General features: G+C 75.4%; 9 protein-coding genes and 1 riboswitch. Of the genes, 5 read left to right on the forward strand and 4 right to left on the reverse strand.

Annotated features, from left to right (window positions below):
• Positions 1-24: 24 nt before the first annotated feature.
• Positions 25-3,624, reverse strand: a complete 3,600-nt coding sequence (gene cobN, locus ABZ172_RS12695; RefSeq protein WP_356883143.1) for a cobaltochelatase subunit CobN — start codon at positions 3,622-3,624, stop codon at positions 25-27.
• Positions 3,625-3,708: 84 nt separating this feature from the next.
• Positions 3,709-3,783: riboswitch (cobalamin riboswitch) on the reverse strand.
• 162 nt (positions 3,784-3,945) lie between these two features.
• Between cobN and ABZ172_RS12700 the strand changes: the two genes are divergently transcribed.
• The 3 genes from ABZ172_RS12700 (at position 3,946) to cobJ (ending at position 7,487) form a co-directional block, all read left to right on the forward strand.
• Positions 3,946-5,247, forward strand: a complete 1,302-nt coding sequence (locus tag ABZ172_RS12700) for a cobalamin biosynthesis protein CobG (RefSeq protein ID WP_356883145.1) — start codon at positions 3,946-3,948, stop codon at positions 5,245-5,247.
• Positions 5,248-5,316: 69 nt separating this feature from the next.
• Positions 5,317-5,943 (forward strand): precorrin-8X methylmutase, encoded by a 627-nt coding sequence (locus ABZ172_RS12705; RefSeq protein WP_356883147.1) that lies wholly within the window; start codon positions 5,317-5,319, stop codon positions 5,941-5,943.
• Complete coding sequence (gene cobJ, locus ABZ172_RS12710) at positions 5,940-7,487, forward strand: precorrin-3B C(17)-methyltransferase (protein WP_356883149.1); 1,548 nt, start codon at positions 5,940-5,942, stop codon at positions 7,485-7,487. The genes ABZ172_RS12705 and cobJ overlap by 4 nt, the downstream gene beginning before the upstream one ends.
• Positions 7,488-7,668: 181 nt before the next feature.
• Here the strand turns inward: cobJ and ABZ172_RS12715 are convergent, their stop codons facing one another.
• Positions 7,669-8,433 carry a cobalt-precorrin-6A reductase gene (locus ABZ172_RS12715; RefSeq protein ID WP_356883151.1) on the reverse strand — a complete coding sequence of 255 codons (765 nt, stop codon included), beginning with the start codon at positions 8,431-8,433 and terminating at the stop codon, positions 7,669-7,671.
• Between the two features lie 15 nt (positions 8,434-8,448).
• Here ABZ172_RS12715 and ABZ172_RS12720 point away from each other — a divergent pair, with 15 nt between their 5' ends.
• Positions 8,449-9,567, forward strand: coding sequence for a cobalt-precorrin-5B (C(1))-methyltransferase (locus ABZ172_RS12720; RefSeq protein WP_356883153.1), 1,119 nt, complete (start codon positions 8,449-8,451; stop codon positions 9,565-9,567).
• Between the two features lie 33 nt (positions 9,568-9,600).
• Here the strand turns inward: ABZ172_RS12720 and cobM are convergent, their stop codons facing one another.
• Positions 9,601-10,350: a precorrin-4 C(11)-methyltransferase gene (cobM, locus tag ABZ172_RS12725; RefSeq protein ID WP_356883155.1), complete on the reverse strand. Its 750-nt coding sequence runs from the start codon at positions 10,348-10,350 to the stop codon at positions 9,601-9,603.
• Complete coding sequence (gene cbiE / locus ABZ172_RS12730; protein WP_356883157.1) at positions 10,347-11,618, reverse strand: precorrin-6y C5,15-methyltransferase (decarboxylating) subunit CbiE; 1,272 nt, start codon at positions 11,616-11,618, stop codon at positions 10,347-10,349. Before cbiE ends, cobM begins: the two co-directional genes overlap by 4 nt.
• Before the next feature lie 504 nt (positions 11,619-12,122).
• On the opposite strand from cbiE, the gene ABZ172_RS12735 reads away from it, so the two are divergent.
• Positions 12,123-12,734 (forward strand): HhH-GPD-type base excision DNA repair protein, encoded by a 612-nt coding sequence (locus tag ABZ172_RS12735; protein WP_356883159.1) that lies wholly within the window; start codon positions 12,123-12,125, stop codon positions 12,732-12,734.
• Positions 12,735-12,759 lie beyond the last annotated feature (25 nt).

Consider the following 12,759-nt stretch of genomic DNA (forward strand, 5'->3'; position numbering starts at 1 on the left):
GTCACCCCGCCGGTGCGCCCCGGCTCAGTCCTCGCCCTCCAGGTCGCCCTCGGTCTCCAGGAACACCTGGCGCAGCGCGTCGAGCACCGCCGGGTCGGGCTTCGCCCACATCCCCCGGGACTCCGCCTCCAGGAGGCGCTCCGTGATGCCGTGGAGGGCCCAGGGGTTGGCCTGCTGGAGGAAGGCGCGGTTCGTGGGGTCCAGGACGTACGTCTCGGTGAGCTTGTCGTACATCCAGTCCGCGACGACGCCCGTCGTCGCGTCGTAGCCGAAGAGGTAGTCGACCGTCGCGGCCAGCTCGAAGGCGCCCTTGTAGCCGTGGCGGCGCATCGCCTCGATCCACTTCGGGTTGACCACCCGGGCGCGGAAGACGCGGGACGTCTCCTCGACCAGGGTGCGCGTGCGGACCGTCTCGGGGCGGGTCGAGTCCCCGATGTACGCCTCGGGGGCGGTGCCCCTCAGCGCGCGCACCGTCGCCACCATGCCGCCGTGGTACTGGAAGTAGTCGTCCGAGTCCGCGATGTCGTGCTCGCGTGTGTCGGTGTTCTTCGCCGCCACCGCGATCCGCTTGTACGCGGTCTCCATCTCGTCCCGGGCCGGACGTCCGTCCAGCTCACGGCCGTAGGCGTAGCCGCCCCACACCGTGTACACCTCCGCGAGGTCGGCGTCCGTACGCCAGTCGCGGGAGTCGATCAGCTGGAGCAGCCCGGCGCCGTACGTGCCGGGCCTGGAGCCGAAGATCCGGGTGGTGGCACGCCGCTCGTCACCGTGTTCGGCGAGGTCGGCCTGGGTGTGGGCGCGGACGAAGTTCTGCCCGGCCGGCTCCTCCAGCGAGGCCGCCAGGCGCACGGCGTCGTCGAGGAGACCGATGGTGTGCGGGAAGGCGTCGCGGAAGAAGCCGGAGATCCGCAGCGTGACGTCGATGCGCGGGCGCCCGAGCTCCTCGTACGGGATCGCCTCCAGGCCGGTGACCCGGCGCGAGGCGTCGTCCCAGACGGGGCGGACGCCGAGCAGGGCGAACGCCTCGGCGATGTCGTCGCCCGCGGTGCGCATCGCGCTGGTGCCCCAGAGGGACAGGCCGACGGAGGTCGGCCAGTCGCCGTTGTCGGCGCGGTAGCGCTCCAGGAGCGAGTCGGCGAGTGCCTGGCCGGTCTCCCAGGCGAGGCGGGAGGGGACGGCCTTCGGGTCGACGGAGTAGAAGTTGCGGCCGGTCGGCAGGACGTTGACCAGGCCGCGGAGCGGGGACCCGGACGGGCCTGCCGGGACGAAGCCGCCGTTCAGCGCGTGCACCGTGTGGGTGAGCTCGTCGGTCGTCGCGGCGAGCCGGGGCACGACCTCGCGGGCTGCGAAGGCCAGGATGTCGGCGACCGCCTGCGGGTGCCCCGCGGCCACCTCGGCGACGGCGGCCGGGTCCCAGTCCGCGTCGTCCATCGCCTGGACCAGCGCGCGGGCCCTCTCCTCGGTCTCGTCGGCCGCGGTGCGGGTGGCCGCCGACTCGTCCAGGCCGAGGGCCTCGCGCAGGCCCGGCAGCGAGGACGTGCCGCCCCAGATCTGGCGGGCGCGCAGGACGGCCAGGACCAGGTTGACGCGGTCCTTCCCGGCGGGGGCGCCGCCCAGGACGTGCAGGCCGTCCCGGATCTGGACGTCCTTGATCTCACAGAGCCAGCCGTCGAGATGCATGATGAACTCGTCGAAGCCCTCGTCCTCGGGCCGGTCCTCCAGGCCCAGGTCGTGGTCGAGCTTCGCGGCCTGGATGAGGGTCCAGATCTGGGCGCGGACGGCCGGGAGCTTGGCCGGGTCCATCGCGGCGATCTGGGCGTGCTCGTCCAGGAGTTGTTCCAGGCGGGCGATGTCGCCGTAGCTGTCGGCGCGCGCCATCGGCGGCACGAGGTGGTCCACGAGCGTGGCGTGCACCCGGCGCTTGGCCTGGGTGCCCTCGCCCGGGTCGTTGACCAGGAACGGGTAGACCAGCGGCAGGTCGCCCAGCGCGGCGTCGGGGCCGCAGGCGGCCGAGAGGCCCGCGTTCTTGCCGGGCAGCCACTCCAGATTGCCGTGCTTGCCCAGGTGGATCATCGCGTCGGCGCCGAAGCCGTTGTCCTCCGCGGACGCGGCGATCCAGCGGTAGGCCGCCAGGTAGTGGTGCGAGGGCGGGAGGTCGGGGTCGTGGTAGATCGCGATCGGGTTCTCGCCGAAACCGCGCGGCGGCTGGATGAGGATCAGCAGGTTGCCGCGCCGCAGGGCGGCGAGCACGATGTCGCCCTCGGGGTTGCGGGACCGGTCCACGAACATCTCGCCGGGCGCCGGGCCCCAGTGCTCCTCGACGGACTCGCGCAGCTCGGCGGGCAGTGTGGCGAACCAGCGTCGGTAGTCGGCGGCCGGGATGCGGACCGGGTTGCGGGCCAGCTGTTCCTCGGTGAGCCACTCCTGGTCGTGCCCGCCGGCCTCGATCAGCGCGTAGATCAGCTCGTCGCCGTCCCCGGAGACCAGGCCCGGGATCTCCTCCTCGGGACCGAAGTCGTACCCCTCCGCGCGGAGCCGGCGCAGCAGGGCGACGGCGCTGGCGGGGGTGTCGAGGCCGACCGCGTTGCCGATGCGGGAGTGCTTGGTCGGGTATGCGGACAGGACGAGCGCTATGCGCTTCGCGGCGGCCGGGATGTGGCGGAGCCGGGCGTGCCGGACCGCGATCCCGGCGACCCGGGCGGCCCGTTCGGGGTCGGCGACGTACGCCGGCAGGCCGTCCTCGTCGATCTCCTTGAAGGAGAACGGCACGGTGATCAGACGCCCGTCGAACTCCGGCACCGCGATCTGGGTGGCCGCGTCCAGCGGGGAGACCCCCTCGTCGTTCTCCTCCCAGGCGGCGCGCGGGCTGGTGAGGCAGAGCGCCTGAAGGACCGGTACGTCGAGGTCGGTGAGCGCGCCCGCGTCCCAGGACTCGTCGTCGCCGCCCGCCGAGGCCGTCGCGGGCTTGGTGCCGCCCGCCGCGAGCACGGTGGTCACGATGGCGTCCGCGGCGCTGAGCTCGCCGATCAGCTCGGGTTCGGGCGTGCGGAGCGAGGCGACGTACAGCGGGAGGGGGCGGGCGCCCGCGTCCTCGACGGCCGTGCAGAGCGCCTCGATGAACGCGGTGTTCCCGCTCATGTGGTGGGCGCGGTAGTAGAGCACCGCGACGGTCGGGCCGGTGACGTCCCGGGCGGTCCGCTCCAGCGGGCCCCACGCGGGGGCCGGGGCGGGCGGCTCGAAGCCGTGACCGGTGAGCAGCACGGTGTCGGAGAGGAAGCGGGCGAGCTGCTCCAGGTTGGCGGGACCGCCGTGCGCGAGGTAGGCGTGCGCCTCGGCGGCGATGCCGATCGGCACCGTCGACGCGGCCATCAGCTGGGCGTCGGGCGCCTGTTCACCTGTCAGCACGACGACGGGCCGTCCGGTGGCCAGCACCTCGTCCAGCCCCTCCTGCCAGGCGCGGACACCGCCGAGGAGGCGTACGACGACGAGGTCGGCCCCCTCCAGCAGCTGCGGGAGGCCGTCGGGGGAGATCCGGGAGGGGTTGGCGTAGCGGTAGCTGACCGGTCCCTGCGAGGCGCGTGCGCTCAGCAGGTCGGTGTCGGACGTCGACAGGAGCAGGATCATGCGGCGTCAGCCCTCCTCGGGGTGTCCACGCCCCGGGCAGTGTCGGATCGGCGGCTCGGACGGGACCGAGCAGCCTGGGAAAGGGAGTTCCTGACTCGCACGGCCGGTGGGCCGGGCTCACAGTGGCGGGACCGCGCCGGCATCTCACCGGGCTTCCTCCCCTGTCGCCGTACGGCGATGGCGGACCGTACGGACCGCCGCTAGGCATAGTAGGCAGGGAGAGGGGGGTTCTGACCAGACGGCCCCCGATCCGGACCGGGGGTACGGCAGGTGTCCCCCAGGTCACAGTGACCACAGGGGTGCTCCACGGTCACGGTCGGTATGCTCGCCGCCATGTCCGCCTCCCCGTCCGCGCCCCGGCCCCCGGGCGATGCGCGCTCCCGCAGCGGCGGCGACGCCTGCCCCGGCGCGCTGCGTCTGCACCGGGCGGACGACGGTGCGCTGGCACGGATCCGCATACCCGGCGGGGTGCTGACACCCCGCCAGGCCGACGCGCTGGGAGGGGCCGCCGGGCGCCTCGGCGACGGTGAGCTGCATCTCACCTCCCGCGGAAACGTTCAGCTGCGCGGACTGCGGCCCGACTGCGGGTCGGAACTGGCCGGGCTGCTGGACGAGGCCGGGCTGCTGCCCTCCGCACGGCACGAACGCGTCCGCAACGTCGTCGCGTCCCCGCTCTCCGGGCTCGACGGCCTCGGGTCCGCCGACGTCAGGGACTGGCTGACCGGCCTCGACCGCCTCCTGTGCGGGAGCGACGGCACGGCCGCGCTCTCCGGACGCTTCCTGTTCGCTCTCGACGACGGCCGCGGAGACGTGGACGCCCTCGGAGCGGACCTCACCCTGCTGGGCCGCGGTGACGGCACGGCCCTGCTGCGCGTCGGGGCCGGCGAGGAGGTCCTCCGCGTCCCCGCCGCCGACGGCCCCCGGGCCGCGCTCATCGCCGCCGAGGCCTTCCTCGCCGCCGCCCGCGAGACCGGCGCCTGGCGGGTGAAGGACCTGCCGGACACCACCGCCGCCGCGCTGCCCGCCGAGATCGTCCGCCGTCTGCGGCGCGCGGGAACCGCCGTCACGGCGGACCGCCGCCCCCGCCCCCTCGAAGCCCTGCCCCCGGCCCACGGCCGCGTCCCGGGCGGACACCGCGAGGCCGCCCTGTCCGTCGGCGTACCGCTGGGACGGCTGGTGCCGGCCCAGTGGCGGCTGCTGTCGGGCGCCGGGGAACTGCGCCTCACCCCGTGGCGCGGCGCCGTCGTCACCGGCGTCGCCCCCGACCGCGCGGACGGCCTGCTGGACGCCCTCGCGGACGCCGGGCTGATCACCGGGCCCGGTTCCCCCTGGGCCGGGGTGGGCGCCTGCATCGGACGGCCCGGCTGCGCGAAGTCGCTGGCCGACGTGCGGGCCGAGGCGGGGGCCGCCGTCGGGCCGGCCGGACGGCTCCCTGTGTACTGGTCCGGGTGCGAACGCCGCTGCGGCCGTCCGCACGGCGAGTGGATCGACGTGGTCGCCGTCCCCGGCGGTCACCGGATCTCCCGCATGCGGGGCGACCTCGCCACCGGGACGGCGACGGTGGCGGACGACCCGGAGGCGCTGGCCGCCGCCGTGGCGACGGCCCGGGGCACACGCACCTGACCACCACCCAGACCCCTGTCCGGCCTCTTCGACCGGTTCGGCGAAGAAGATGAAGAAAGCGACGGCACTGTGCATCAGTACGAGAAGGACGGACCGGCGATCTACCGCCAGTCCTTCGCCACCATCCGCGCGGAGGCGGATCTGGCAGGGCTGCCCGCCGACGTGAGCCAGGTCGCCGTCCGCATGATCCACGCCTGCGGCATGGTCGACCTCGTACGCGACCTCGCCTTCTCGCCGAACGCGGTGGCCGACGCCCGTGCGGCCCTCCGCGCCGGCGCGCCGATCCTGTGCGACGTGGCCATGGTCGCCAGCGGTGTCACCCGCAAGCGGCTGCCCGCGGACAACGAGGTGGTCTGCACCCTGTCCGACCCCGCCGTTCCCGGACTGGCCGCGGAGCTGGGCACCACCCGCAGCGCGGCCGCCCTGGAGCTGTGGCGGGACCGGATGGAGGGCGCCGTCGTCGCCGTCGGCAACGCGCCGACCGCCCTCTTCCGGCTGCTGGAGATGATCGAGGAGGGCGCCCCGCGCCCCGCCGCCGTCATCGGTGTGCCGGTCGGCTTCATCGGGGCCGCCGAGTCCAAGGAGGCCCTGGCCGCCCACCCGTCCGGGCTGGAACACCTCGTCGTGCGGGGCAGGCGCGGCGGCAGCGCCATCGCCGCCGCCGCACTCAACGCGATCGCCAGCGAGGAGGAGTGAGCGTGCCCGAGCAGCAGCACGACACGGTCCCCGGGAGCACGGGCCGGCTGTACGGCGTCGGACTCGGCCCGGGCGACCCGGCCCTGATGACCGTGCGGGCGGTGCAGGTCATCGGCGAGGCCGACGTCGTCGCCTACCACTCCGCGCGGCACGGGCGCTCCATCGCCCGCTCGATCGCCGCGCAGTACCTCCGCGCCGACCACATCGAGGAGGCGCTGGTCTACCCCGTCACGACGGAGACCACGGACCACCCGGGGGGCTACCGGGGCGCGCTGGACGAGTTCTACACGGAGGCCGCGGCCCGCCTCGCGGTCCACCTCGACGCCGGGCGCACCGTGGCCGTGCTCGCGGAGGGCGACCCGCTCTTCTACGGCTCGTACCAGCACATGCACAAGCGGCTCGCGGACCGCTACGAGACCGAGGTCGTCCCGGGTGTCACCTCGGTCAGCGCCGCCGCGGCCCGTCTCGGCACCCCGCTCGTCGAGGCCGAGGAGGTGCTGACGATCCTCCCGGGCACGCTGCCGGAGGAGGAGCTGACCGCACGTCTGGCGGCCACGGACTCCGCCGTGGTGATGAAGCTGGGGCGGACGTTCCCCGCCGTGCGCCGGGCCTTCGAGGCGTCGGGCCGGCTGCCCGAGGCACGGTACGTCGAACGCGCCACCATGGCCGGGGAGCGGACCGGTCACCTCGCCGACACGGACGCGGACTCCGTGCCGTACTTCGCCGTCGCCGTCCTGCCGAGCCGGATCGACGCGCCCCGTCCCGAGCGGAGCCCCGGGTCCGGCGAGGTCGTCGTGGTCGGCACCGGGCCGGCCGGCCCGCTGTGGCTGACGCCCGAGACCCGCGGGGCGCTGGCCGCCGCCGACGACGTGGTCGGCTACACGACGTATCTGGACCGGGTGCCCGTCCGCCCCGGGCAGCGGCGCCACGGATCCGACAACAAGGTGGAGTCCGAACGCGCCGAGTTCGCCCTCGACCTGGCACGCCGGGGGCACCGCGTCGCCGTGGTGTCGGGCGGCGACCCCGGGGTCTTCGCGATGGCCACGGCCGTGCTGGAGGTGGCCTCGCAGGACGCCTACGCGGACATAGCCGTGCGGGTGCTGCCCGGGGTGACCGCGGCCAACGCCGCCGCCGCCAGGGCCGGCGCGCCGCTGGGGCACGACTACGCCACCCTCTCGCTCTCGGACCGGCTCAAGCCGTGGGAGGTCATCGCCGGACGGCTGCGCGCGGCGGCCACGGCCGACCTGGTCCTGGCGCTGTACAACCCCGGCTCCCGCAGCCGGACATGGCAGGTGGGCAAGGCCCGCGACCTGCTGCTGGAGCACCGCTCCCCGGACACCCCGGTGGTGCTCGGCCGTGACGTCGGGGGCCCGTCGGAGACCGTGACCACGGTGCGGCTCGCCGATCTGGACCCGGCCGACGTGGACATGCGGACGATCATCATCGTCGGCTCCTCGCAGACCCGGTGGGTGCACCGCGACGGCGGCCGGCAGATCGTCTGGACGCCCCGCCGCTACCCGGAGGACGGACCCGCGGAGGACTGAGCGGCCGGGCACGACCGGCGGGTTGAACGGCAGGGCCGGCACGGCAGGGGCGTGCCGCCCCGCCGCCCGCACGTCCGCTCGGCTGCTCGTCCGTGCGCCGCCCCGCCGTCCGCGCCGGCCGGTGGCCCCGGTCCGTGTGCCCGCGGGGCGGGACCCGGTGCGGGCGCCGTCTCCCGTCAGGTCAGCCGCGGTGGGTGCGCCGCCCCGTCAGGCCGTCCAGCAGGGCGAGGGCCTCCTCCGGCGTGCCGGCCACCGGCACCCCGGGCGGGACCGGCGGCCGTCCGACCACGACCACCGGGATCGCGGCCTCGCGGGCGGCCGTGAGCTTGGGGGCGGTGGCGTCGCCGCCGCTGTCCTTGGTGACCAGGACGTCGATGCGGTGCCGCCGGATCAGCTCCCGCTCACCCTCCAGGGAGAACGGCCCCCGGTCCAGCAGGACTTCCGTCCGTGCGGGGTGCGGGGGCTCGGGGGCGTCCACCGAGCGCACCAGGAACCACAGCGTGTCCAGGTCGGCGAACGCCGCCAGACCCATCCGCCCGGTGGTGAGGAACACCCGCGACCCCAGCCCGGGCAACAGCTCCGCCGCACCCGCGAGGGATCCGGTGCGGTGCCACCGGTCACCCGCTACGGGCACCCAGCCGGGCCGCCGGAGCGCCAGCAGGGGAACATGGACAGCGGCGGCGGCCGACGCCGCGTTGAAACTGATCGTTCCGGCGAAGGGATGGGTGGCGTCGATGACCGCATCCACACGGTGTGCGCGGAGCCACTCGGCCATGCCCTCGGCCCCGCCGAAGCCGCCGACGCGCACCTCGCCGGGCGGCAGCCTCGGCCGGGCGACGCGTCCGGCGAGCGAGCTGGTCACCCGGAACCCGTCCGCGGCCACCAGGGACTCCGCCAGCCGGCGGGCCTCCGTGGTGCCGCCGAGGACGAGTACGTGCACGAGCATCCGATCGGTCCATCCGTGAGCAGTGAGGCGCAGGGCGGGCGCGCCGCCCAACTCAAGCACACCGGTCTGCGGCCGGGCTGGACGACCGGTGCCTGTGCGACGGCGGCGGCCACCGCCGCGTACACCGCCCTGCTGACCGGTGAGTTCCCCGACCCGGTGACCATCACCCTGCCCAAGGGCCAGACGCCCGCCTTCGCCCTCGCGGTGGAGGAACGGGGCGACGGGCAGGCCACGGCGGGCGTGGTCAAGGACGCGGGCGACGACCCGGACGTCACCCACGGGGCCCTGGTGCGGGCCACCGTACGGCTGCTCCCCCCGGGCTCCGGGGTGGTCTTCCGGGCGGGTTCCGGCGTGGGGACCGTGACGCTGCCCGGGCTGCCGCTGGACGTCGGGGAGCCCGCGATCAATCCGGTCCCCCGCCAGATGATGCGGGACCACATGGCCCGGGTCGCGGCGGAACACGGCGGCACCGGAGACGTCGAGATCACCGTCTCGGTGGACGGCGGTGAGGAGATCGCACGTTTCACGTGGAACATCCGCCTGGGCATCCTGGGCGGCATCTCGATCCTGGGCACGACGGGCATCGTGGTGCCGTACTCCTGCTCGGCCTGGATCGACTCGATCCGCCGCGGGGTGGACGTGGCACGCGCGGCCGGGCACCGCCATGTCGCGGGGTGCACGGGCTCGACCTCGGAGAAGACGGTGGTGGCCGAGTACGGGCTGCCGGAGATCGCCCTGCTGGACATGGGGGACTTCGCGGGTGCGGTGCTGAAGTACGTACGCCGGCACCCGGTGGAACGGCTGACCCTCTGCGGCGGTTTCGCCAAGCTGTCCAAGCTCGCCGCCGGGCATCTGGACCTGCACTCGGGCCGCTCCCAGGTGGACAAGCCGTTCCTGGCACGGCTGGCGCTCCAGGGGGGTGCGAGCACGGCACTGGCCGAGGAGATCGAGGTCGCCAACACCGGCCTCGCGGCCCTGCAGTCGTGCATGGCGGCCGGTGTGCCACTGGGTGACCTGGTGGCCGAGGCGGCCCGGGACCAGGCGCTGTCGGTCCTGCGGGGCGCTCCGGTCGCCGTGGACGTGATCTGCATCGACCGGGCCGGAGCCGTCGTGGGGCGGAGCGAGACCCGCTGAGCGGGGGCGGGACGACGTCGCCCCGCCCGCCCGTCAGCAGATGTGGCGGTCCCGCGCCGGGGAGTACAGGTGGCTGTCGCGGAACTGCTCCGCGCCGAGAGTCCGGCCGACCATGATCACCGCCGTCCTGATCACCCCCGCCTCCTTCACCTGCTCCGCGATGGAGTCCAGCGTGCCGCGCAGGACGATCTCGTCCGGGCGCGAGGCCATGGCGACCACGGCGGTGGGGCAGTCGGCCCCGTAGTGCGGCAGCAGTTCGTCCACCACCCGGTCCACGTAGCGCGCCGCGAGGTGCAGCACGATCAGCGCGCCGCTGCGGCCCAGCGTGGCCAGGTCCTCGCCCTCGGGCATCGCCGTGGCCCGCTGCGCGATGCGGGTGAGGATCACCGTCTGGCCGACCGTGGGCACGGTCAGCTCCCGCTTGAGCGCCGCAGCCGCCGCGGCGAACGCGGGCACCCCGGGAACCACCTCGTAGGGCACGCCCGCCTCGTCCAGCCGGCGCATCTGCTCGTTCACGGCGCTGAAGACCGAGGGGTCGCCGGAGTGCAGCCGGGCGACGTCGTGGCCCTCCTCGTGCGCCCGCACCAGCTCGGCGGTGATCTGGTCGATGTCCAGCAGCGCCGTGTCCACGAGCCGGGCGTCCCGCGGGCAGGCGTCGAGCAGTTCGCGGGGCACCAGACTGCCCGCGTACAGGCAGACCGGGCTGGCGGCGAGGACACGGGCGCCGCGCACCGTGATCAGGTCGGCGGCACCGGGGCCCGCCCCGATGAAGTACACGGTCATCTGTCGTCTCCTGGAGCGTGCGAGGTCTTCTGTACGGACCACTGGGTGACGGGCATGGCCTGACGCCAGCCGGTGAAACCGCCGACGGGCACGGCGTGGGCGACCGCGAGCCGGACCAGGTCACCGCCGTGGCGCCGGTACCACTCGGTGAGCAGCGCCTCCGACTCCAGCGTGACGGTGTTGGCGACGAGGCGTCCGCCCGGGGGCAGCGCCTCCCAGCAGGCGTCGAGCAGCCCCGGCGCGGTCAGCCCGCCCCCGATGAACACGGCGTCGGGTACCGGCAGTCCGGCCAGGGCGTCCGGTGCGCGGCCGGTGACCACCCGGAGCCCGGGGACACCGAGCCGGTCCGCGTTGCGGGTGATGCGCCGCGCCCGTTCGGGATCGCGTTCCACGCTGACGGCACGGCAGGACGGATGGGTCCGCATCCACTCCGCCGCGATCGAACCGGACCCGCCGCCGACGTCCCACAGGAGCTCCCCGGGGGCGGGCGCGAGCACACCGAGCGTGGCCGCCCGGACATGGCGCTTGGTGAGCTGGCCGTCGTGCTCGTACGCCTCGTCGGGCAGGCCGGGCACCGCTCCGAGGCGCAGGGCGCCGGGGGTGCTGCGGCAGTCCACCGCGATCACGTTGAGCGGGTCGCCGGGCGGGTGGTCCCAGGTGTCGGCGGTGCCGTCCAGGCGGTCCTCGGCCGCGCCGCCGAGCTGTTCGAGCACCCGCATCCGGCTGGGCCCGAAGCCGTGGTCCCGCAGCAGGGCGGCGACCTCGGCGGGCGTGGCGGCGCCCGCGGAGAGCACCAGCAGCCGGCGCCCGTCGTGCAGGGCGCCCGCCAGCCGGGCCGCGGGCCGCCCGACGAGGGTGACGGTCGCGGTGTCCTCCACCGGCCAGCCGAGCCGGGCGCAGGCGTACGACACCGAGGACGGGTGCGGCAGCACCCGGAGCGCACCGGCGCCCAGCTCCTCGGTGAGCGCCCGGCCGATGCCGTGGAACATGGGGTCGCCGCTGGCCAGCACCGCCGTCCTGCGGTCCGCGTGCGCCGCGAGCAGTCCGCGCACGGCGGGCCGCAGCGGCGAGGGCCAGGACACGCGCAGGCCCCCGCACTCCGGCGGGAGCAGGCCCAGCTGGCGCTCACCGCCGATCAGCACCTCGGCGTCCCGGAGCACCGCGCGCGACGCCTCCGGCAGTCCCGCCCAGCCGTCGGCGCCGAGGCCCACGACGCTCACGGCGGACGCGGGCACCGGGACGGGGGGCGGAGGGGAAGCGGGGGACACGGCCGGCACCTCGGATTTGGTCGGACAACGCAGCCGAACTCTACGGGGACCGCGCCCGGGCCTCCACGGGGCCCACACCCCGGCCGCACAGCGGGGCACACCCGGCCCCCGCGCGACGGAGCGCCCCGGCCCGCACCCGGCCCCGCGCGGCGAGACGCGCCCCGGCTCCCGGCGACGCCCCTTACGGCGGGACGCCCCCTGCCGCACGCACCCCGCCCCGGCCCGCACGACGGCTCCGCAGGCGCTCCCGCCCCCGGAGCGCGCGGCGGGGTGCCCCGAACGGCCTCCCGGACGGTGCCGGGACGCGGTGGCGGGCCCCGCCGGTCCCGTGCGGCGGCAGGACCGCCCGCCCTGCGCAGCCGGGACCCGCCTCCCGCGGAGGCACGGGCCCGGCTGCCGGGAGCGCGGGGCCCGGGCTGCCGCCGCCGTACGCCGGAGGGACGGGGCATCGCGCGGCCCCGCACCGAGTCGCCGATCCCGGGCACCCTCGCGATCATCGGATCCATGAGCACGAGCGACAACGGCAAGGCCCGCGGCATCCGGATCGCCCAGGATCCCGCCGCGGACGAACTGCTGGGCCGCAGCCCGCTGGCCGCCCTCGTCGGGATGCTGCTGGACCAGCAGGTCCCCATGGAATGGGCGTTCACCGGACCGTTCACGCTGGCCCGGCGCATGGGCGCGGACGATCTGGACGCCCGGGCGATCGCCGCGTACGACCCGGACGCCTTCACCGCGCTGTTCACCGACAAGCCCGCCCTGCACCGGTACCCGGGCTCCATGGCCAAGCGGGTGCAGCAGCTCTGCCGGTATCTGGTGGACACGTACGACGGGCGGGCGGAGGCGGTCTGGACGGACGCCGCCACCGGGCGCGAGCTGCTGGAACGGCTCCACGCCCTGCCCGGTTTCGGCGTCCAGAAGGCGCAGATCTTCCTGGCCCTGCTGGGCAAGCAGTTCGAGGTGCGCCCGGAGGGCTGGCGGGAGGCCGCCGGGCCCTACGGCGAGGACGGCTCGCACCGCTCGGTCGCCGACATCACCGGTCCCGCGTCGCTCGCCGAGGTGCGGGCGTCCAAGCAGCGGGCCAAGGCGGCGGCCAGGGCCGCGTCCCGGTCCGGCTGACCCGCACGGACCCGGCGCTCCCCAC

Source organism: Streptomyces sp. NPDC006296 (genome assembly GCF_040613235.1).
Classification (GTDB): domain Bacteria; phylum Actinomycetota; class Actinomycetes; order Streptomycetales; family Streptomycetaceae; genus Streptomyces.